At 34.3% G+C, this 22,759-nt stretch carries 22 protein-coding genes; 8 read left to right on the top strand and 14 right to left on the bottom strand.

Features of this window, described 5'->3' with window-relative positions:
• Window positions 1-18: 18 nt before the first annotated feature.
• From ACJJVI_RS02280 to ACJJVI_RS02260, 5 genes are all read right to left on the bottom strand, one after another.
• Window positions 19-654: a peroxiredoxin gene (locus ACJJVI_RS02280; protein WP_036584418.1), complete on the bottom strand. Its 636-nt coding sequence runs from the start codon at window positions 652-654 to the stop codon at window positions 19-21.
• 247 nt (window positions 655-901) lie between these two features.
• Window positions 902-1,816 carry a patatin family protein gene (locus tag ACJJVI_RS02275; RefSeq protein ID WP_042270073.1) on the bottom strand — a complete coding sequence of 305 codons (915 nt, stop codon included), beginning with the start codon at window positions 1,814-1,816 and terminating at the stop codon, window positions 902-904.
• Between the two features lie 20 nt (window positions 1,817-1,836).
• Window positions 1,837-2,700 (bottom strand): MBL fold metallo-hydrolase, encoded by an 864-nt coding sequence (locus ACJJVI_RS02270; protein ID WP_405350080.1) that lies wholly within the window; start codon window positions 2,698-2,700, stop codon window positions 1,837-1,839.
• 16 nt (window positions 2,701-2,716) lie between these two features.
• Window positions 2,717-4,237: a Na+/H+ antiporter NhaC gene (gene nhaC, locus ACJJVI_RS02265; RefSeq protein WP_397300544.1), complete on the bottom strand. Its 1,521-nt coding sequence runs from the start codon at window positions 4,235-4,237 to the stop codon at window positions 2,717-2,719.
• 58 nt (window positions 4,238-4,295) lie between these two features.
• Window positions 4,296-4,844, bottom strand: coding sequence for a cupin domain-containing protein (locus ACJJVI_RS02260; RefSeq protein ID WP_397300542.1), 549 nt, complete (start codon window positions 4,842-4,844; stop codon window positions 4,296-4,298).
• Between the two features lie 118 nt (window positions 4,845-4,962).
• On the opposite strand from ACJJVI_RS02260, the gene trxB reads away from it, so the two are divergent.
• A complete protein-coding gene (trxB, locus tag ACJJVI_RS02255; protein ID WP_042270079.1) occupies window positions 4,963-5,940 on the top strand; it encodes a thioredoxin-disulfide reductase in 978 nt (325 codons plus the stop codon).
• Window positions 5,941-6,043: 103 nt separating this feature from the next.
• Here trxB and ACJJVI_RS02250 read toward each other — a convergent pair whose 3' ends face one another.
• The 4 genes from ACJJVI_RS02250 to ACJJVI_RS02235 form a co-directional block, all read right to left on the bottom strand.
• Window positions 6,044-6,862 (bottom strand): GIN domain-containing protein, encoded by an 819-nt coding sequence (locus tag ACJJVI_RS02250; protein WP_397300536.1) that lies wholly within the window; start codon window positions 6,860-6,862, stop codon window positions 6,044-6,046.
• Window positions 6,863-6,977: 115 nt separating this feature from the next.
• Window positions 6,978-8,735, bottom strand: a complete 1,758-nt coding sequence (locus ACJJVI_RS02245) for a PspC domain-containing protein (RefSeq protein WP_405350076.1) — start codon at window positions 8,733-8,735, stop codon at window positions 6,978-6,980.
• A complete protein-coding gene (locus ACJJVI_RS02240) occupies window positions 8,732-9,073 on the bottom strand; it encodes a PadR family transcriptional regulator (RefSeq protein ID WP_006795574.1) in 342 nt (113 codons plus the stop codon). Before ACJJVI_RS02240 ends, ACJJVI_RS02245 begins: the two co-directional genes overlap by 4 nt.
• Window positions 9,070-9,573, bottom strand: coding sequence for a DUF4870 domain-containing protein (locus ACJJVI_RS02235; protein WP_036584445.1), 504 nt, complete (start codon window positions 9,571-9,573; stop codon window positions 9,070-9,072). Before ACJJVI_RS02235 ends, ACJJVI_RS02240 begins: the two co-directional genes overlap by 4 nt.
• Before the next feature lie 157 nt (window positions 9,574-9,730).
• Here ACJJVI_RS02235 and ACJJVI_RS02230 point away from each other — a divergent pair, with 157 nt between their 5' ends.
• Window positions 9,731-10,183, top strand: coding sequence for a DUF4442 domain-containing protein (locus ACJJVI_RS02230; protein ID WP_405350074.1), 453 nt, complete (start codon window positions 9,731-9,733; stop codon window positions 10,181-10,183).
• 87 nt (window positions 10,184-10,270) lie between these two features.
• Here ACJJVI_RS02230 and ACJJVI_RS02225 read toward each other — a convergent pair whose 3' ends face one another.
• Window positions 10,271-12,742: a T9SS type A sorting domain-containing protein gene (locus tag ACJJVI_RS02225; RefSeq protein ID WP_405350073.1), complete on the bottom strand. Its 2,472-nt coding sequence runs from the start codon at window positions 12,740-12,742 to the stop codon at window positions 10,271-10,273.
• 20 nt (window positions 12,743-12,762) lie between these two features.
• On the bottom strand, window positions 12,763-15,321 hold the full coding sequence (locus ACJJVI_RS02220; protein WP_405350071.1) for a T9SS type A sorting domain-containing protein: 2,559 nt from the start codon (window positions 15,319-15,321) through the stop codon (window positions 12,763-12,765).
• Window positions 15,322-15,451: 130 nt separating this feature from the next.
• Here ACJJVI_RS02220 and ACJJVI_RS02215 point away from each other — a divergent pair, with 130 nt between their 5' ends.
• From ACJJVI_RS02215 to ACJJVI_RS02200, 4 genes are read left to right on the top strand one after another with little or no spacing between them, the layout of a single operon-like run.
• The gene (locus tag ACJJVI_RS02215) at window positions 15,452-16,495 is read left to right on the top strand and encodes an o-succinylbenzoate synthase (RefSeq protein WP_405350069.1); all 1,044 of its coding nucleotides are present in this window, start codon (window positions 15,452-15,454) and stop codon (window positions 16,493-16,495) included.
• Window positions 16,496-16,497: 2 nt separating this feature from the next.
• Entirely contained in the window at window positions 16,498-17,433 is a 936-nt protein-coding gene (locus ACJJVI_RS02210) for a CPBP family intramembrane glutamic endopeptidase (protein ID WP_405350068.1), read from the top strand.
• Window positions 17,434-18,483 carry an AMP-binding protein gene (locus ACJJVI_RS02205; protein WP_405350067.1) on the top strand — a complete coding sequence of 350 codons (1,050 nt, stop codon included), beginning with the start codon at window positions 17,434-17,436 and terminating at the stop codon, window positions 18,481-18,483.
• Window positions 18,484-18,503: 20 nt separating this feature from the next.
• Window positions 18,504-18,992, top strand: coding sequence for a hypothetical protein (locus ACJJVI_RS02200; protein WP_405350066.1), 489 nt, complete (start codon window positions 18,504-18,506; stop codon window positions 18,990-18,992).
• Here ACJJVI_RS02200 and ACJJVI_RS02195 read toward each other — a convergent pair.
• The gene (locus tag ACJJVI_RS02195) at window positions 18,989-19,462 is read right to left on the bottom strand and encodes a low molecular weight protein-tyrosine-phosphatase (RefSeq protein WP_405350065.1); all 474 of its coding nucleotides are present in this window, start codon (window positions 19,460-19,462) and stop codon (window positions 18,989-18,991) included. The genes ACJJVI_RS02200 and ACJJVI_RS02195 overlap by 4 nt on opposite strands.
• 9 nt (window positions 19,463-19,471) lie before the next feature.
• The gene (gene dnaA / locus ACJJVI_RS02190; RefSeq protein ID WP_006795565.1) at window positions 19,472-20,899 is read right to left on the bottom strand and encodes a chromosomal replication initiator protein DnaA; all 1,428 of its coding nucleotides are present in this window, start codon (window positions 20,897-20,899) and stop codon (window positions 19,472-19,474) included.
• A gap of 205 nt (window positions 20,900-21,104) precedes the next feature.
• On the opposite strand from dnaA, the gene ACJJVI_RS02185 reads away from it, so the two are divergent.
• Window positions 21,105-21,518, top strand: a complete 414-nt coding sequence (locus ACJJVI_RS02185; RefSeq protein ID WP_405350064.1) for an acyl-CoA thioesterase — start codon at window positions 21,105-21,107, stop codon at window positions 21,516-21,518.
• A 50-nt stretch (window positions 21,519-21,568) separates the two neighbouring features.
• A complete protein-coding gene (locus ACJJVI_RS02180; protein ID WP_405350063.1) occupies window positions 21,569-22,114 on the top strand; it encodes a pyridoxamine 5'-phosphate oxidase family protein in 546 nt (181 codons plus the stop codon).
• Here the strand turns inward: ACJJVI_RS02180 and ACJJVI_RS02175 are convergent.
• Complete coding sequence (locus ACJJVI_RS02175) at window positions 22,111-22,716, bottom strand: YigZ family protein (RefSeq protein WP_042270099.1); 606 nt, start codon at window positions 22,714-22,716, stop codon at window positions 22,111-22,113. The genes ACJJVI_RS02180 and ACJJVI_RS02175 overlap by 4 nt on opposite strands.
• Between the last annotated feature and the right edge of the window lie 43 nt (window positions 22,717-22,759).

The following is a 22,759-nucleotide window of genomic DNA, read 5'->3' as shown; positions in this document are numbered from 1 at the left end:
TCTTAATTAATTTAATAATTAGTTTTGAGAAAGGTAAGCGGCAGTTCCTTTACGATCTGCGCTCATTGCGTCTTTTCCTTCTTCCCAGTTTGCAGGACATACTTCACCATTCTTTTGAACGTGAGTGTAAGCATCAATCATTCTTAAGAATTCATTTACGTTACGACCTACTGGCATGTGGTTAACACCTTCATGAAATACGGTACCTTCTTCATCAATAAGGTATGTCGCACGGAAAGTTACGTTATCTCCTTTAAGGATATAACCTTCTAAGTCATCATTGTACTCTTCTTCTACATCTAGGATATCTAGCATGTTTGCAAGGTTACGGTTAGAGTCTGCAAGAATTGGGTAAGTTACACCTTCAATTCCACCATCATCTTTTGCAGTATTCAACCATGCAAAGTGTACTTCTGGAGTATCACATGAAGCACCAATTACGATAGTGTTTCTTTTTTCAAATTCACCTAATGCAGTTTGAAAAGCATGTAATTCAGTAGGGCATACGAAAGTGAAATCTTTAGGATACCAAAAAAGTAATACTTTCTTATTCTTATTTTTTGCTTCTTCAAGAACGTTTAATTTAAACGTATCTCCCATTTCGTTCATTGCGTCTACATCGATACTTGGAAACTGTCTTCCTACTATTGCCATTGTTGTTAGTTTTAAATTGTGTTGTTTTTCAGGCTGCAAAAGTAGTTCAGAGCGACGGTTTTTTAATGTGTTTTACAATCTTATAACATAATAGTGTTATAGTTTATGATTATAGTAGGCGAAGCTTGTAATAGTCTAAAGTTATTTGTGTTGTATTCGTTTTACTAGTGTTAATGCAATCCAATAATTATAGAGATAAAGTGTCTTTTATAAAAGATGGAGTAGTAGAGCAAGGAAGTAATTTGCTTTATTCTTCTTGAGGCTTGATTTCGCTCGTTTTTTCTGTAGTGCTTGCGGCATATTTAAATCCGCTATTCCACCAGTTAGTCATTTTTGATTTATTAAAAATGAGCGAATTCGTCGTTAATACCGTAGGTGTGTAATAGAAATTAAGAATAGCATCGTGATGGTTTGCTGTAAACTTTCCTATCGCTATATTCTGTTTTTCAATACGATCCATCATAAAACCATGAAGGCTTGTAAGTAGTGAAAAGACATTAGTCGATGGCAAGCTATTATAGTAAGTAGCTTCTGTTTCTAGTACAATAACATCGACTGTTGTAGCGCCACGTTCTATAGCTTCTTTAATAGGTACCATACTACCATAGCCACCATCTGCATACTCGCAGTTATCTTTCTTAACCATGCTCATAAAAGGGATATAGTTACAAGAAATCCATATCCAATCACAAAAGTCCTCATAGCTCACTTCTTGAATCGATTTATATTCGGTTTCATTAAGTGAAAGATTAGATACGGTAACGATGACTTCTTTTTGCGTCGCCTTTAACTCGTTAAATTCATCAATGGTAAAAATCTTTGTGATTAGTTTTCTGAGGTTTTTGCTTTCACCAAAGGTTTTATTACCATTTAAAAAATTGCGTAGAACATTCCAGTGATTGATTTTTATTTCCTCAACACCATATTTACTTCTCTTAATTATGAATGGGCAATTGCTGAATATTGACTTTTGATTTACATTAGTATAGACCTCTTTAATCTTTTCTATTTTATGAAGTGCTAGATGAGAAATAAGAAGACTGCCTGTAGATGTCCCTATATAAATATCATAGTCTAGTTTTTTTTCTTCAATGAGGTATTGAGCAACGCCACCGGCAAATGCACCTTTACTACCACCGCCAGATATGACTAATGCTCTCATTATTTAAATTATAAAACTAATTATAGACCTGTGATGCTCTCGTAAACGGTAGTTCTAAAACGCTCTGCATCAATAAAGCCATCTCCATAAGCTTTTGCATCATATGCTGCTGTTATAGTCGTGTCTGCGATAATATCTTCTTTAGAAACACCTTTCTTAATTTTTGAAGCAATGTTTTCTTTGATATCCACTAACATTTCAATGTTATCTCTTAAATCTTCATAACTAGCTAATGTGCCATGTCCTGGTATGATCTTAGTCTCCTCATTAATAGTAGACAGGACTCTTTCTTGAGCAGCGATATAACCATCGATAGAGCCGCCGGATTTTAAATCGATATATGGATATTTTGCATTAAAAAATACATCACCCATATGTACCACATTTTCTTGAACAAAAAAGATAAATGTATCACCGTCAGTATGGGCGTTGTGTACATGAATTAATAAACAGGTTTGAGTAGGTAATTGTAATTCTAACTCTTCCTCTAAAGTCATTTCTGGTATAAAGTTCTCTTCTTTACCTTCAGCAATTAAGCGTTTTTTTACGTTCACGTGAGCAACGATTGTGGTTTCTTTAGAATTAAAATTTCCATTGCCACCTGTATGATCTCCGTGATGATGAGTGTTAATTAAGTAAGTGATTGGATATTCTGTAATGCCTTTAATTGCATCTTTAATTTTATCACTAAGTGGTGCAAATTGATCATCTATCATTACCACTTTCTCTTTGTCTATCGCAATCATGATATTACCGCCAGCTCCAGTAAGCATAAAAGTGTTTTCGCTTACCTCAGTAGATGTAATTTGAACTTTTGCAAATCGGTCTTGTGCACCAGCATTAAGAATACTTAAAAGTGCAAATACAGATAATAAATTTTTCATTGTTAATGTGTTGATATTATTCTTCACCTATAGTATCTAGGGTAGGTGTTTTAGTAACTAATTGTTTAATCTTAATACTAAACGCTGCAAAAATAAGCGTCATGATAGGAGATAACCAGCTAAACATAGCATAGATAGCATAATCCAATACACTTACACCTAAAGTACCACTGTGGTAAGCACCACAGGTATTCCAAGGTATTAAAACAGATGTAACTGTTCCTGAGTCTTCTAGTGTTCTCGATAAATTCTCTGGTGCGAGTCCTTTTTCACGATAAGCTTTCTCATACATTTTACCAGGTACAACCAGTGCTAGATATTGATCACTTGCAGTGAAATTAATCGCTATACAACTAGCTACCGTACTAAAGAATAATCCAAAAACACTACTAAATAGATTCAGTAGACTTTTTGAAATCCTGCTCAATGCACCTATAGCATCCATGACACCACCAAAGACCATAGCGCAAATAATCAACCATATAGTACCTAGCATCGATTCCATTCCTTTTCCTTCAAATAGTCCTGCTAGTTCTTCAACAATTTTAGGATTGTCAGATATCGGGTTAACAGTGGTCTTTACAGTGATGGCATTCATGATTCCTTTATAACCAGCTTCAAAACTCCATTCTTTCATTCCAGAAACAGCTAGTACAAGATCGGGTTGAAAAATCAATGCAAAAACCGCTGCTAGTAACGTACCAGCCAGTAAAGCGATTAAAGGCGATATCTTTTTAACTATCATGGCAATTACAGCAATAGGTACTATAAATAGCCATGGTGTGGTATTGAAGGTAGCATCTATCGCACCTTGATATTGAGAAACATCGGCAGCACCGGTCGTGTCATTAGTAAATCCTAGTATAATAAAGAATAATAGAGTTACAATGATAGTAGGCACTGTCGTGTAAGTCATATATCTGATATGAGTAAATAAATCAGTACCAGCCATAGCAGGAGCAAGGTTAGTGGTGTCACTTAAAGGACTTAATTTATCACCAAAATAGGCACCACTCAATACGGCACCAGCAGTCATTCCAGGACTTATCCCTAATGCGCCTGCAATACCTATAAGTGCGATACCTACTGTTGCACTAGTAGTCCAGCTACTACCTGTTGCAACAGAAATAACAGCACAAATAATAACACATGCAGCCAGAAAAATAGTTGGGTTTAAGATATCTAGTCCATAATAAATCATGGTAGGTATAATGCCACTGACCAGCCAGGTCCCAGCAAGCGCACCTACCATTAAAAGGATAAGAATAGCGCCAGTAGTAGATTTTAAATTTTGAGCAACTTCCTCAACCATAGATTTATAAGAAACTTTGTTTTTAAAGCCTACGATAGCTGCAATAGCTGCACCCATAATTAATATAAATTGGTTAGAACCACCTAAAGCGCTATCACCAAAAACGAATACATTATATGCTAGTAGTCCAACTAATGCTATTACTGGAATTAGCGCTTCCCAAATGTTTAATTCTTGATTAATGATTATTTTTTCGTCCTCGTGGTTGATATTTTGACTTTCCATGTATCGGGATTATTGAGTGTAATGTTACGATTTTGAAAACGCGTTTGCAAGTACTGCCTTAACCTATGACATATTTGTGTAGCAATTTCTTTTCGTATCCCAGCTTTCGCGAAAGCGTATATAACATCATCAAAACGGGTTTAAATAACTTAAAGAGTAAGCTATCTACCTGAGTATCGCCCCATTTAAGTAAAATAATAGCATAGAATGGATTGAACGGAATCTGGTTCTTTCCAAAAGTTTTACCATCACTAACCAGTCCAAAAAGTGCTGCCATGAAATTTTCAAATCCAGGCTGGCCAGGTTCTAATTTTGCTCTAAAGACGATAGGTCGATCACCTGGATTATAAAAACGATGATTATCTATTACGGGTACTTTAAATATTTGACCAGGTTTTAAGCGTATTTCTTTACCTAAATGATGAACACCTAAAATACCTTCAATAGGTTCAAACTGTTCTGTGAAATATTGATGATAGTGGATAGGATTACCACCACCAGGCTGTAACTCTACCTCTATATAGGTAAATGCTCCATCAGTTTGTGCGCTAGTCTTAAGTATAGTAGCGCGTTCTTTTGTAATAGGATTGATATAGGTATGGCCCATGGAGTAAAAATAGAACAGGTTGATATGGTTTTCCTTAATAAAGTGATAATAAATAGTGATAGATGCTTTTGAAAAAAAGCTTATAGTTTGATTATTTTTACATTCCAAAGTTTATACAATGTCAGAACAAATAGAAAGAGTTAAGTGTTTGATCATAGGATCAGGACCAGCAGGATATACTGCAGCGATATATGCTGCACGTGCAGATATGAAACCATTACTTTATACAGGTATGGAACCAGGTGGACAGTTAACGACCACTACTGAGGTTGATAACTTCCCAGGATATCCAGAAGGTATTGATGGACCATCAATGATGGTTGATTTGCAGAAACAAGCAGAGCGTTTCGGCACTGAGGTACGTATAGGAATGGTTACTGAAGTAAATTTTGCCAGTGAAAAAGGCGGTATTCACACAGCAATTGTAGACGGGAAAACTAAAATTGAGGCGCATACCGTTATCATTTCTACTGGTGCCACGGCAAAGTATTTAGGTTTACCTAGTGAACAACGACTACGCGGTGGTGGAGTTAGTGCCTGCGCCGTTTGTGATGGATTCTTTTATAGAGGTCAAGATGTCGCTATTGTAGGTGCTGGAGATACAGCTGCTGAAGAGGCTACTTATCTAGCAAATATTTGTTCTAAGGTGACCATGTTAGTACGTAAAGGAGAAATGCGTGCATCTAAAGCGATGCAACATCGTGTTGCTCAAACAGAAAATATAGAAGTTTTATTTAACTCAGAGGTTGATGAAGTACTAGGAGATCAGGTAGTGGAAGGTTTACGTATTGTAAATAATCAAACTTATGAAAAGCATGAGATTGCCATCACTGGATTGTTTATTGCGATAGGGCATAAGCCAAATACTGATATCTTTAAAGGGCAACTTGATATGGATGATGCTGGTTATTTAATAACTAAAGCTGGATCTACTTATACTAACATCCCAGGTGTGTATGCTAGTGGAGATGTACAAGATAAAATATATAGACAGGCAATTACCGCTGCAGGAACAGGTTGTATGGCGGCTCTTGATGCTGAGCGCTATCTAGCTGAGGTAGGTATAGTGGAAGAGGTGATAGGAGGAAATTACTAGTCACTCTCTAGACTCGAAATAAAAAAGCCTCGCATCGCGAGGCTTTTTTTATTTAATTAAAATTGAGTTGTTGATTATTCAGTTCAACAAATGCAATCAACGTTTATTTTTTTATCAATTGCGTTTTTCCTGTAAATTTTTCTAAGATGACTTTAGGTGAATTGAATAGTTCTACTTTAGAACTATCGCTGGCAGCTAGAGTTAATTCATCTTTTACATTTACCTCGCAATCGGTATTTTGAGACGCTTTCATATTTAAGTTGTTAAATACTAGGTTATCGCCTTGAAAGCTGGCTTTATTTTCAAGTAATAAAGTACCTGATTTTACATCTCCTTCTAATTTTGCAACTGTACGACCTTTCATTGTTAGGTTTAAATCTTGAAATTTTAGCAATGCCTTTACATTAGCCTTATCGTCAAAATTAATCTTAGCATCATTACCTCTTAAATTCAACTCAGATCTAGAGTCTCCTTTTAGATTAAGAGTTAAATTACTAATGTTTGCGGTTAGAAATAATTTTGCATCATCACGTACTTCAATTTCTAACTTGTCCATTTTTAGTTCAGTGATAGCGCTTATCTCTGCCTTTTCTTTAGCAACGATTTTAGTTAGTCCAGCAGGATAAATTAAGCGTATCGTCATCTCTTTTTTAGAACGTATGTTTGCGGTAGAGCTAATACTTAAATTGCCATCAACTACAGCAACTTCTAAAAACTGATGTAGATTTGAATCTGTGGTGATTTCAACTTGAGGAACCACACCTTCTACGATTGCTACTTCATAATCACCACCTATTTCAATAACCGTAAATGGATCAACATCTGTAATAACGGTGCTAGGTTCGCGATTTCCTTTTACCTTTTCTTGTGCTTGAGAAACTGCAGCGGTAAGAATCAAGATTGCTAGTAATAATTTTTTCATTTGAGAGATAATTTGTTTAACAAAGGTAAAACAAAAACCGCTCCAAATGAATGAAGCGGTTTTCTAGTCAACAAGAATCTCTTAAAATACAGTTGACATCACATGAATCTTTATTCTAGAAACTTTCTTCTGTTTCTATTTCTATAGGTCCTAAGTCTATCGATGTTTTAATAGTAGTAGTTTCAGATGTTTTATTTTCCTCGTCTTCGTCATCTTCATATTTCCACTCATTATCATCTGTTGATCTAGAAGGTGAATTGATTTCATCTTTTTCAATGTCATCTTTACTTTCTTCTACAACAGGACAGTCTAGGCATACTGCTTTGCCATCTTTTACTTGATAAGTGTAAGAGTCATTACTACCTAGAGAGAATGCATCATTACTGATGTAATCTCTATAATGGTTTGCAAACTCATCATTCATTCTAGCTTTTGAACCTTCGGGAAGATTTACAATGATCTCAATTTTGTGGTTATTAAGACTACCACTATTAATTTTAAAGAAATCATCTAGTGTAATGATAGAATCTGTAATCACATAATTATATTCTATTTGAGAAGCTTTTTCTTTAGCCTCTTGAATAGATGGTCCTTTTGCCTTGAACTTAACGTTTATAGATGCAACGCTATCAGTAGTAGCAGCAATCGCCGTTTTAATTCCCATTAAACGTATTTCTTTAGCACCATCAAATTCTCCTATACTAAAATGAGAACCATTTACATAGATATTATCATAGCCTTCTAGAGTGCTATCTTCCATGTTAAGTTGAAACACTTTCTCTTTATTCACAGGGAATTTTTCTAAACTGTTTACGTTCCCATCAAAAGCTTGTGATGTTCCTATAGTTGCGATAATCACACACAGTCCAATTACAGATGCTACCCAAAGTAATCCTATAATAACTTTAGCCGTACGACCTATGGAAGCTAGATTAGATACTAACAATCGCAAACCTAAAACAGCAATAATAAAGAATGGAATCCCTATTAAGAAAAAGGCTGTTAAATAAATCCACCATGTAGATAGGTTAGAAGGTATGCTCATATTCATAAGTAACATAAAATCATCACTTTGTAATTGTGCTGTACCTATACCTATCAAGCTAAAGAATAATGCAATTAAACCTGTAGCACCTAGTAGGAACATAAACAGCCCTATGATCTTAGCTATAGCTTTAAAAATACCTTTAATAAAACGTCCTAAAAAACTAAAGAAACGTACTGTTCCACGCTTTCCCTTTTGACCTACAATACGGTAGTCGGCGTCGGTCTGCCCATCGACTACATCATCAAAACCCGACTTAAAGTTTTCACCTATGTTTGAGATATTTACTTCTTTACCCATCATCGCTAGACGTTGGTTTGTAGTGACAGCATCTTTAGCAACGATCCAGAAGATGATGTAAGTCAGTACATTAAACGGGAATGATATAAATGATATGACTACAAAAAAGATTCGTACCCATATGGCATCTATACCTAGAAAATGACCTAGACCAGCACAAACACCACCTATGTAACCGTTCAAGGTATCTCTAAACAACGGTCTGCTGAAACGTGATTTCATCTCTTGAGCAGTTGATTTTCTCTCACCTTCAAAGATTTCTTCATCTACCTCATAGTCTTCTGGCTGTCCCATTATGGAAATCACATCTTCGACATGAGTGATGGAAATGACTTGTTGTTCGTTAGCTCTTTTTTCTAAAAAAAGTTCAGCAACACGAGATTCTATGTCTGCCATGATCTCTTCAGATCCTTGCATACCGCTAAATGAGCGGCGCACAGCGGCTAGATATTTTTGTAATTTATTATAGGCATCTTCATCGATGTGGAAGAACAGCCCTGCGAGGTTTATATTTATGGTCTTGTTCATGATTTCTTAGTTTTTGTGGTGGTTACCAGGTTAACGGCGTTTTTAAGATCATCCCAGGTACTGGATAATTCTTTAAGGAAAATCTTTCCAGTTTCTGTCAGTCCATAATATTTACGTGGTGGACCACTGGTGCTTTCTTCCCATCTATAATTAAGTAAACCTGCATTTTTTAATCGGGTTAATAATGGATAGATTGTTCCTTCTACCACTAGTAACTTTGCATCCTTAAGAGTATCGAGAATCTCTGCTACATAAGCATCTTCTTCTTTGAGGATGGATAGAATGCAGTACTCGAGTACTCCTTTACGCATTTGCGCTTTTGTGTTTTCTATCTTCATGTTGTTGTGTTATTAGATTCTGTTTTTGTGCTTAAAAACGGGATCGTTAAAGGGTATTTAAAAAGCACCCCATCATTTGCTTGCATCGCTCCTCTAATTGTATAGACTAAATCTACAATACCGATGAGTAAAAGCGCACCGCCAAAAAGAATCCCTACACCTATCATGGTAGCAAAAATTCCCATATGTTCACCATGCATCCATTCATCGCCATCCATTCTATCTAGTCCTTCTAAAAATTCAATTCCACCAGATGCAAATGCAACTACCAGAATAATCGCTGCGATAACAGCTAGAGCTATTGAGTAAAGCGTCATGCTTAATTGAAAGTTGATGACCTGTTTTCCGTGATGATCTACAAAGTCAGATTTTTTTGAATTCACCATCCATAATAAAATGGGTAAAATGAAATTCCCTAAAGGAAATAACCATTTCCCAAAGCTCAACAAGTGCAAACATGTCGCTAAGTTTCGATGATTATTTTGTAAAGTATTCTCCATGGCATATTATTTTCTTATGCAAATATATATCTAAAAGATAGTATTATGCAATACAAAGTACCATATATTTTTATTTTTGTGAGATATTTTTTATTTCGCTTTCGCGAAAGCGTAACAACAACGCGCCTTTTGATTACATTTGTACAAAATGTTAAAAATGATAACTCCTAAGAAAATAAATGCATTTACCTTCTTAAAACTACCTAGTGCATGGTGGGCAGGTGTGCGATGTAAGACCATAAGTGAGGAATCTTGTACGGTAAAAGTGCGTCACAAGTGGTTCAACCAGAATCCATTCAAGAGTATGTATTTTGCTACTCAAGCAATGGCTGCTGAACTTTCTACAGGAGCATTAGTGATGTCATTTATTCAAAAAAGCGATGCAAGAGTTTCTATGTTAGTAGCCCGTAATGAGGCTACTTTTACTAAAAAAGCAACGGGCATCATCACATTTACTTGTAATGATGGTAAAGCTATTCAAAAAGCCATAGAAAAAACGGTAGCCACTGGTGAAGGTCAAACCGTATGGATGGAATCTCGTGGTGTGAACCAGGATGGAGTAGAGGTAAGCCAGTTCAGATTTGAATGGACGGTTAAAAAAAAGGCATAATTAAACCTGTCTCACATTATTTAAGTTAGATATTCTAATCTTATTAAATGGTAAGACAGGTTTAAAATAGTTAAATTAAAAGAGTAATTACTTTTTAATGAATTTTAAAACTTGAGATTTATTACCAGAAGTAACTCTAATAAAATATACTCCAGTATCTAAGTTGCTTACGTTAATATCTTTATCAGTTGTTTCTATTAACAACTGTCCTTGAAGATTCATAATTACAGCAAAATCAATTTTTTCTGACGTTTGTAATTGTACTATGTCTGCTACAGGATTAGGGTAGAGACTTATATTTAGAAATTCTTGATCGCTATTAGAAAGTGTTTGTACAATAGTAGTTGTAGCGGTATTGGTTATAATAGCTTCATTAAAATCAAAATATATATGAGCAGTGTTATCTATAAAATCACCAATTACTAAATTTTGTTTAGGTTTAATGCGGTAATAAATATATCCATGACTTAATGGCTCATTAGTAGTACTATCTGGTAAGTTGATATTAGGAAAATCAAAGTCGATGAATCTCTTGTTCTCAATATGAATCTCTCCTACATCATGACTCATGTCTATAGGTTCAAAGGTATCCCAGTCTAGGTTATCAGACAAGGTATCTTTAACGGTAACATTTATCGCACTAGCATTACCTGTGTTTTGAAACCGTATTCTGTAATGTAAGTATTCATCTAACTCTGTAGGTAGTATTTCTGCGCCTTCAAAAACGGTTTTATCATTAGGATCATAAGAGTTAACAATATTGTTATTATAATAGAAAACATTGTCTTGTGGATTTGCGTCACCAGGTATTGGGTTAATCGTCGCTGTCCATGCTTCTGTTTCTCCACCTATTAAAACAGGTGGTTGAGCTACTAGGAATTCTACATCAATACGTAATCTTTCAAACGGGCCTAAATTATATGACCAGTTCAACATACCCGTGGATACTGTATTGGCTGCTGGTACACTAGTTTGATAAGTGAAAAGATTACTGTTATATGGTAATTCAATGGTTCCAGATACTGGTACAGATCCTTTGTTAATGGCTATGAGTTTATAGCCTGCTGTAAATCCAGGTCTGGTAGCAATGGTTGCTATAAGATCTATAGAGACATCTTGAACCGTATTGGTAGTCTGTGCTTCAAAATCACCACTAGCCACATTACCGTATCCTGTAAAGTTGTTATTAAAACCATTTGCTGGTGTAAATGCAAACATGGATAAGTCTTCTACATCTGTATTGATATTACCAGTTCCTACATAATTTGAATAATCGCCATAGGCTTTAGAAAAGGTTGTACTAGTTCCCGTACTGTGTGTGCTAAATACTTTATAGTATGGAACTACTGCATCTGTAGCTGGTGAATAATCACCACTACCATTAGTGTCATAGTAGATAGTACCACCTATTACATTAAGTTCACATTCATTTGCTATTTCTTGTTCTGAAGCACATCCGGTTGCATTTCCATTAATAGTAGCTGTAGAAGTGGTGCCACTCAGGTAATTACAAACAACTGGCACATCACAAATGGCTAGCAATGGATTTCCTACAATACGCATGCCTGTTAAAAAATTAGCATTACTTCCACCTATGGCATTAATATCTGTTAATAATGGATTGTTTTCGATACTGATATAAGTTAAAGTGAGAGCATTTTGCAATCCATTTAAACTAGTTATAGAATCTACTCGTGTTACACGCAATATTCTTAACTGTAAGATAGTGTTGAAAAAAGATAAATCTTGAGATCCTATCATTTGATCTAATTGAATTGTGTCAACAGTTTGTATAGAACTAAAGCCACTAATGTCACTCAAGTTGATGTTTCCTTTTATAATAAGGTTATTTTGTATGAATCTCAATGATTGAAAAGATTGCGATATCGTTGATAGTTGCGAATTACGTAAAATAGATAGATTATCAATCATTGTCATCGTTCCAAAACCGTCTATAGAAGTCAGGAAGTCATTATCTTTAATAATCATCCATTCTACTTGATCCACAAGGTCAAAGGAGTTGATACTTGTTAAACGAGTATTGTCTAATTCTAAAAAATTAAGAATGACTAATTGATTCAATCCTGATAAATCATTGAGAACTGTATCATCTACAATCCATAGTTTATGAACGTCATCAATATTTGATAAACCACTAAAATCTGTTACAAAAGATCGTTCTAGTTTAATATCATTAATACTCGTTATCCCTTGAAATCCATTGAAATTGGTGATGCCTGGATTATTAAATAGATAGATATCTTCTAATTGTGTAAGTGTTGAAAAAGCGGTGAGATCATTCAGTAGCGGATTGTTAAGGATGTTTAATCCACCATCTAGTTGCACTAATCCTTGTAAATTATTAAGATTATTAATATCTGAACTTCCAGTAGCAGGACCTATTTGTAACCCATTTAATATTTGAGTACAGTTAGGATATGTTGATTGAAAGGCATCCACATCTGCTTGTGTTTCTAGTACGATAATACTGGTAGGACATTGTGCATGGCTGCATAAAGAAATGGTAAAGAATAGTAATATGGAGTAAATGTATTTCATGACTTAAGTAGTTTCTTTGGTTAGTTTTTTATGAACTTTAGTGACTGAGATTGACTATTTGAATGAATGGTTATAAGGTAAATACCGGAATTTAAATTGTTAACATTAATGTTTTTGGAATTGGTCTTTATCAATTCCTGTCCTTGAAGATTATAAATTGAAATTGAATCAATCTCTTTATCAGTTTTTAAAACTAGGGTTTCTTTAACTGGATTAGGATAAATGCTTATTCCTAAAGGTTCTTCATCATTTCCAGAAAGAGTTTGTACTAATGTGGTAACAGTAGTGTTTGTAACAATAGCTTCATTAAAGTCAAAAAATATGTGAGCCGTATTTTCCATTTGGTCTCCTATCACTATGTTTTGCTTTGGTTTAATGCGGTAATAAATGTATCCATGACTTAACGCTTCATTTGCAGTACTATCTGGTAAGTTGATATTAGGAAAGTCAAAGTCTATAAATCTTTTGTTTCTAATATGAACCTCACCTACATCGTGACTCATATTTATAGGTTCAAAAGTGTCCCAGTCCAAGTTGTTAGAAAGTGTATCGGTAACTTTTACATGAATAGCACTTGCTGTTCCAGTATTTTGAAAACGAATGAGGTAATGTAGATATTCATTTAACTGATTAGGTAGTATCTCATTGCCTTCAAAAACAGTCTTATCATTTGGATCATAAGAATTCACTACAGTTTGAGAAAGGACGTCATTGTTATTAGTAGCATCTACATCTGTAATTGAAGGTGTTATTTGTGCATTGAAATCTAGAATTTCGCCACCTATTAAGGTAGGTGGTAAGGCTACATCATATTGTATCTGTATGATTCTAGTTTCAAATAAGTTGAGGTTGTTATAGTTAAAGGTTATTAACCCTGCAGTTTGATTAATCGCTGTCACACTACTGCTGTTAAAAGTTAATTTAGTAGCGTCATAGTTAACGGTTACTACTCCAGATGAATTTTGTGTTCCTTCATTTTTTAAAATTAATCTATATCGAGCTTCAAATCCAGGTCTTGCTGCATTAGTAGGAATAATTTGAACAGACACATCGTTAAAAGCATTACTAATAGAGCCTTCAAAATTTTTATTTACATCTTGATTTCCTACACCACTAAAGTTTGAACTGTGACTGGCTGGCGCAAAAGAAAAGTTGGAAACAGCATCTATAGTGGTGTTTATAGCGCCATCATCAGTGAAATTATCATAAGAGCCATTCTGACGTGTGTAAGTAGTAAAAGTATCTGTTCCATTATCGCTAGTAATTTTAATATTTTGAACAGGAAGATCGCTTGAGTCAAAGATGTTATTACCATTTAAATCATAATATGCGGTACCACTAATTATATTTAAGTTACATCCAGTAGCGACTTCTAAAGGAGAATTACATCCTGGAGCGTTATCTCTTATCTCAGCATTTGCATTATTAGAATTGATATATTGACATATACTCGTTAGGTTACAAGTTGAGATAAGATCATTATCTACAATTCTCAAACTATTCAGCAACGTGAAGTCTGCATTTGTTACCGCGTTGATATCATTTAGAACAGGATGGTTAGATATATTTAAATATTGAAGTGGTCGTATATTTTGAAAAGTATTGAATTGCGTCAAAGCTAAGTTTGACGAAACGTTTACTGAGTTTACGTTGATTAGATTATTAAACCCAGTCAAACTTTGAAGACTATTATTGTTAATGAAAGTGATGCTTTGTATACTAGTCAATGCATTGAAATCATCAAAAGAAGTCATGCTAAAATTATTACCGATTGTAAGTAAACTATTGATGGTAGTCAGGCTAGAGAACGCATTATTCATGCTTATCAAGCCATTATCGTATATTCTAATTCTATTGACCTGTATTAAATTACTAAAGTCATTTATAGAAGATAGCATGGGATTGCCATTGATTTCTAAATTTGAGAGTACTTGCACATTTTGAAATGCATTTAAGCTGGTTAATACGAGATTATCATCTATTTGTATACTAGGTGTCGTAAATGGTGGGACACCTGTTAAATTTTGAAAAGCATTAATACTTGTGAGTTGACGGTTATTATTTATATCAATAAAATTGATGTTTGTAAAATGATCAAAACCACTGAGATCAACTAATACTTCATCAAATGCAATTCTTAATTGATTAAGAGACGACAGATGATTTAAAGCACTAAAATCACTCGTGTGATTATTGAAAAGCCTTAAATTTTCTAATGCGGTTAGGTTTTGTAAGCCATTTAAACTCGATAAGTAACTCTGTGAGATCCATAATGAATCTAAACTGTTTAAGTTAATTAAATCACTTAAATCAATAAGTTGATCTACTTGAGAAATTTGTAGTCTACCTGCTATAGAGGTAATCCCGTTAAGAGCATTTAAATTATTAATGTTGCTAAATGAGGATGTAGAATAACTACCTATGTATAAATCACCTAATATTTGAGTGCAATTGGGATAGTTAGATTGAAATGCGTCTACATCTGCTTGGGTTTCTAATATGATATTGCCAGGTGGACATTGAGCCATCGCAACGGTAGCAATACATCCTATTAAAATGACGAGTATTTTTTTGATCATGGCTTTTTTGATTGGTTATCAAATAGATGCATAACTACTCGATAGGTTGCGTGATGAAAATTTTAAATCACAGTATTAAATTTTATTAAAGCAATAGGTAACTCCATATTATGATGTTTATATTGCAGGAATGCAAGCTCAATTTAAAAAGTATATTTTAGAATTTAAGCGTCCGGCTGGTACCTCTCGAGGTGTTTTACGCATTAAAGAAACCTATTTTTTGTATCTATCAAATGGCGATAAATATGGCATCGGAGAATGTAATTTATTTAAAGGATTATCTATAGATGATCGACCTGGCTATGAAGGTAAGTTACAATGGTTATGTGATAACATTCATCTAAATCCGGCAGATTTATATCATAGCTTAATGGAATGGCCATCTATTTTATTTGGCTATGAAATGGCGCTCAAATCCCTGCAATCATCAGATGTATTTACACTTTTTCCATCGCTATTTACAGAAGGTATGGATACCATTAATATTAATGGATTAGTATGGATGGGTGATCAAGATTTTATGATGCGACAGCTTGAAGAAAAGTTAGCTAGTGGTTTTAACTGTATAAAATTTAAGATAGGAGCCATAGATTTTAATAAAGAATTAGAATTGCTGGATGCTGTACGGTCTCGCTTTCGCGAAAGCGAGATAACTATAAGAGTAGATGCAAATGGAGCCTTTACACCTGAAAATGCCATGGGGAAATTAGATGCACTTGCTAAGTATCAAGTGCATAGTATTGAACAGCCTATAAAGCAAGGACAATGGCAAGAGATGGCGTCACTTTGTCAACAATCACCTATAGATATTGCCCTAGACGAAGAGCTTATAGGTTTATATCATACCGAAGAAAAACAACGTTGTTTAGAAACCATAAAACCACAGTATATCATTTTAAAACCAGCGCTAGTAGGTGGATTTCAAAGTTGTAGAGAATGGATTAACATAGCTGGAAATAATAATGCTGGCTGGTGGATGACCAGTGCGCTAGAATCTAATGTAGGGCTTAATGCCATCGCTCAATTTACTTATACTTTAGGTAATTTGATGCCGCAAGGATTAGGGACTGGTGGATTGTTTACTAATAATATTGAAGCGCCATTAGAAATAAAAAATGGCACTTTAAAATGTAACGATATCTCAATATGGGATACTAAGAGTTTAAAATTATAAGAATGTATATAGAACAAGGATACAAAGGCAATCTAGGCGTGTGGAATTTCTTTTTAATTCCGGTAGGCTTCATGCTGTTTATGGTATTTAATTATTTTTCTACTCAAATGCTTGTGGAAGAGCAAGGTCAATCTGTAGAAGAGATTATGGCGCAAATGATAGAAATGATGGGGAAAATGCCTTTTCTTATTGTGAACTTATTGACTTTTGTAGTTGGTTTAGCCTCCATATTTGTTTGGGTTAAATATATACATCAACAATCAATAACATCGTTAACAACGAGCAGAAAAAAAATAGATTGGAAGCGTATTGGCTTTATGTTTCTCTTTTGGGCAACCATCTCTGTCGCAACCATGTTATTGAGTGTTTATAGTGCACCAGAGAATTTTGAATATAATTTAAATTGGTCAAAGTTTATACCACTAGTTGTAGTGTCGTTTTTATTGTTTCCATTTCAAACTAGTTTTGAAGAGTATTTATTTCGTGGTCAGCTTTTACAAGGCCTAGGGATACTAACTAAAACGAGATGGGTTCCATTTATACTTACTTCTGTATTATTTGGTGTTATGCATGCTGCAAATCCAGAGGTAGAAAAACTAGGTATGGAGGTAATGGTGTTTTATATAGGTACAGGTTTATTGCTAGGTGCCATGACCTTAATGGATGAAGGTCTTGAGCTTGCTTTAGGTTTTCATGCGGCAAATAACATTACTGCGGCACTTATGGTAACATCAACTTGGACAGCTATACAAACAGACTCTGTTTTCTTAGATGTTTCACAACCTAGTTTTGGTCTTGCAGATATGTTACCTATCGTTATAGGTTATCCAATAATTTTGTTGATTTTAGCTAAGATTTATAAATGGTCTAATTGGAAAGAAAAGCTTTTTGGCAAAGTGCTTTCTAAAGAAGAATTTGATAATTTAAACGCATCATAAATGATTCCTAAAATACATCCAACGTTTAAGCTTAATGGTCGTCATCTTAATCATCAAGGAGTTATGATTGTCGCTTATTCTTATGTAAAAGAAGGCACAGAATGGGAGAAAGAAGTAGGCGATTTTCTATTAAACTGGTTGGATGATTTTGATGTGATGACTGTTTTTACAAGTGGTTCTACAGGTTCACCTAGACAATATAAGTTGAACAAACAGCACATGATTAATAGTGCAATAATGACTGGTGAACATTTTGATCTAGGTCCAGGAACAGAGGCTTTATGTTGTCTACCATTAAGTTATATCGCTGGTAAAATGATGATGGTACGTGCGTTAATGTTGGGATGGGAAATAGACTTAGTGAAACCTAATTCAAATCCACTGAAAAAGGCAGAAAAACGTTATGATTTTACAGCAATGACACCTATGCAGGTGAAAAAATCATTAAAGAATATCCATAAAACTAAAATGGTATTAATAGGTGGAGCTGCAATAAGGTCTCAACTTATTGATGACTTACAACATAAACATACTAAAGCATTTCACTCTTATGGAATGACAGAGACAGCTTCTCATGTAGCGATTAAACAGTTGTATCCAAAATTTGAGAACGAATATACCGCAGTCGGTGATATTAATTTTTCACAAGATAATAGAGATTGTTTAGTCATTAATGCACCGTCGTTAGGAACTAATAATTTGATTACTAATGATATTGTTGAATTAATTGATGAGCATAAATTTAAAATACTAGGCCGTATTGATGATGTCATCAATACTGGCGGAATTAAAATTCATCCAGATATGGTGGAGCAGAAGATGGCAGCGCACATCGCTCAACGCTTTTTTATCACTGGAATGAATGATGAAGACCTAGGTGAAAAAGTTATTTTGATAGTGGAAGGTAAGGAGTCTGATCTACAACAGGCTTTTACTGCACTAGATAAATATGAAATACCTAAAGAGGTCTATTTCATCAATTCTTTTGAAGAAACGCATACTAAAAAAGTAGACAAGCGATCTACGTTAGAGCGTTTGTTTAGGAAGTAAAATTTTGCAATTATCTAGGAATGAATTATTACAAACTAATACTGTTATTTCTTGTTTTGCCTTTTGAGTCAGATTATTGTACTTGTCCACCTCCAAGACATTGGGAAAAAGCAGCTTCTATTGAATATGAATATTCAGAAGTAGTATTTGTTGGTGACGTGAAATCGTTTTCTAATGATAAAAACAAATTTACTATTGAAGTATGTGAAGTTTTCAAGGGAGATTTGAAGTCTGGACAAATAATTTTAGGTAAAAATTTAAGATCATGTTACCCTTATATAGATAGAGGTGGATCGTGGCTTTTATTTGGAAATCATTCTCAAATATTTGAGGTTAATGAATGTGGAATTTCTTCAAATATTGAAAAGCCAAGACAACTTATGATTCCAATAAAACCACCAAGTGTTATTAGTAAAAATAGAAGAATCGAAGAAAAAACACAAAGAGAAAATGATGCCAAGGAAGCTATGCAAAATCTTTTAACGCAATTGCGAAATATTGTTCTTTAGAGGTTTGTTAAAGAATCTAACTTCTTAGCAATAACATTACTCACATGATCGAGCATGCGATAAACGTTTTCAAAACCGCTATCTCCTCCATAATATGGATCTGGTACGTCTAAATCTTCATTAGGAAAAGCCCAATCCATTATTTTATGAACTTTAGCCCGTTGCTCGTCGTTTTCAGCAAGAGCTATGACATCTCTGTAGTTAGAATTATCCATTACAAAGATGTAATCAAATTTAACTAAATCTTCAGCAACTAATTTGCGACTAGCTTGGCTAGAAATATCTAGGCCATTCTTTTTTGCAACGGCTATAGATCTTTTATCTGGAGCTTGTCCACGATGGCTACCACTAGTTCCTGCACTATCAATATTAAACTTAGTAAAGTTCAGTTTAGAACGCATGATACCTTCTGCAAGTGGAGACCTGCAAATGTTACCCAAGCATACCATTAAAATGGACGTCTTACTCATCACTAGTTCTTAGTTGGTCAGCTTTTTACTTAAGTCTTCAACATACTTGTTGAATTGCTTATCAGTAGAGGCAAGGTTGTCTACTGTTTTACAAGCATGTAAAACTGTGGCGTGATCACGTTTTCCGATTTGAGAACCTATGCTTGCTAGTGAAGCTTTAGTCATTTTCTTAGAGAAGTACATAGCCAACTGTCTAGCTTGAACGATATGACGTTTACGTGTTTTAGACTGTAAAGTTTCAACATCCATCTGGAAATAATCACTTACAACTTGCTGGATTTGATCTATAGAAATCTCACGTTTAGTATTCTTAACATAGTTTTCTACAATCTTACGGGCAAGATCAATCGTAATATCCTTACGGTTAAAAGAAGAATGAGCAATTAATGAAATAATAGCACCTTCTAATTCACGTATGTTAGTTTTAATATTGTCAGCTAGATAATGTATAATATCATCATCCATTTCTACACCATCGCGATATAGTTTATTCTTAATGATAGAAACCCTAGTTTCATAATCTGGATGATTAAGCTCTGCACTAAGTCCCCATTTGAAACGAGAAAGCAAACGCTGCTCAATATCCTGCATGTCCACAGGTTTCTTATCACTAGTAAGAATAACCTGTTTACCATTTTGATGTAAATGGTTGAAAATATGGAAGAAAACATCCTGAGTACTCGCTTTTCCAGCAAAGAACTGTATGTCGTCAACGATAAGCACATCTACAATCTGATAGAAGTGTATAAAATCGTTTCTATTATTCTTACGGACAGACTCAATATATTGTTGTGTAAACTTTTCAGCACTGATATAAAGAGCTGTTTTGTCCGGATAATTTTCTTTAATTCCTACACCAATTGCATGAGCAAGGTGAGTTTTACCTAATCCTACACCACCAAAAATTAGTAAAGGATTGAAAGAGGTTCCACCAGGTTTATTTGCAACAGCCATACCAGCACTACGTGCTAATCTGTTAGAATCACCTTCTAGGAAACTATCAAAGTTATACGATGGATTTAATTGAGATTCTATTTTCACATTTCTTATTCCAGGAATAATAAATGGATTCTTTAATTCAGGACTTTTACTTCTTACTGGCGCATCTACAGATTGGGAAGACTGTATAGAGCGATTACTACTAGGTATTTTTTCAGTAAATGGTTCCATACCTTTTAAAGTATTTTCCATTTTTATGGCATAAATTAATTTTGCGCCTTCACCTAGCTCTCGTGTAAGAGCTGTTTTTAATAATTTAATATAATGTTCTTCTAACCATTCATAGAAAAAACGACTAGGAACCTGTATACTTAATGCAGTCTCAGTTAATTTAACAGGTTTAATAGGTTCAAACCACGTTTTGTAGGCTTGAGGATTTATATTATCTTTTATAAATAGTAGGCAATTTTCCCATACCGATGCTGCCGTCGATGCCATAAAATAAATTACTTTTAAAAATTAAGATTGTTGGGATTAAAAAAGTGGAAAATGAGGACAAAATGCTTCTTTCTAATCGATGACAAATATGTGAATAAAAAACCTTAAAAAAAACTAGAAAAGTGTTTGATTTATCTAAAATATTGTTGCAAGTAAATCGGCCTTTTTTCTTCTCACTGAATATACAATAATTATTATAAATAGAATGAAGAGTACACTTACAAAAATTACTACCAGATATGTAGAAACCGATCAAATGGGAATTATTCATCATTCTAACTATTTGATTTACATGGAGCAAGCAAGACTCGAATGGTTGGATGCTCTAGGTTTCTCCTATAAACGAATGGAAGAAAATAAAGTCCTTTTACCGGTTTATCAAATCGATATCAAGTATAAAAATCCGATGAAGTTTGGAGAGGAAATTACTGTCAAAACCACCCTTAAGAAACCTCCTACAACTAGAGTGGAATTTGAGTACGAAATTGTAAATCAAGATGGTGTAATCTGTGCTACAGCAGATTTAACTCTGGTGTTTACAAATGCATTAAATTTTAGACCAATGAAACCTCTTCCTGATTTTCTTATAGCATGTAAATTATTGTTCGATGGGAGATAGGTGCTCTAAAAAAACACAATTTATTACTCTTTACTATTTAAGCTATTGTGATGTTAAATAATTTTTTTGAAGAATTGAAAGCCGAATTTAAAAGTGCTCTCTCTAAACGCAATCATCCTTTCAAATACATAACGTTATCAACAATTGATGGTGATTTAAAACCGCAATCGAGAACGGTTGTTTTGAGAGAGATACATGATAATTTAGATTGCATCATATTTACAGACTCACGCACTGATAAAGTAAAACAGTTAAATGATAATGCACAAGCTTGTCTTCTAGCTTATCATCCTAAAAAATTATTGCAACTTAAACTCAATGGTAAACTGTATCCGATTGAAGATCCAATTGAAACTAAAAGGCTATTTCAAAAAGTTGGTGAAAAAGCTATTAAAGACTATACCACTATACAAGCTCCTGGTACATCTATCTTAAATCCAGACCATGTTGATTATAGAGAGCGCGATGAAAATCATTTTCTGGCACTAAAATTTGTTCCAGATCAGTGGGAAGCATTGAAGCTTAAAAGGCCTCATCATTTAAGAGCTATTTTTGATAAGGACAACGATTGGAAAGGTAAATGGTTAGTACCCTAGTCTAGAGCTTTAGCCTTAATAGGATACATTTTATTAATAACTTCGGTAATAGATTCTTGCTGTGATTGTGGTACTGCTATCGTTATAATACAACTAACAGTTAAGTTTTGAGAGATTATATTGTATTTACCTTCATCAATAAATCGCATGACTTGACTCATTTGTGGATATTCAAAGCTAATTTCTACAGCAGCCGTAATGGTTCTTAACCTTATATCTGCAGTATCTAATGTTAATTTGGCAGTTTCTCTATAAGCACTAATCAATCCGCCTACACCTAGCTTTGTACCTCCAAAGATTCTTGAAACCACCACTAATATGTCGCTCAATTCATAAGAGTTGATTTGTCCTAATATAGGATCACCTGCACTATGACTAGGTTCTCCATCATCATTTGCTCTATAATTGTGATCATCGGCACCTAATTTCCATGCATAACAATGATGTCCAGCTTTGGGATGTCTATTACGCAATGGTGCGATTAACTCATTAACCTCGTGATCACTCTTTAAGGGAAAAGCATAACCATAAAACTTACTTCCCTTTTCTTTAAAAAGAATTTCCTCGGTAGGTTTTATAATAGTTTTGTAAGAATCTGCCAATGTTAAAGTTTTGGTAAAGAATTAGTGAATGTAAGTTTTATCA

The organism is Nonlabens sp. Asnod3-H03 (assembly GCF_045063665.1).
Classification (GTDB): Bacteria; Bacteroidota; Bacteroidia; order Flavobacteriales; family Flavobacteriaceae; genus Nonlabens; species Nonlabens ulvanivorans.
The sequence above is the reverse complement of the archived record's forward strand: the minus strand, read 5'-3'. Positions and strand labels throughout refer to the sequence as shown.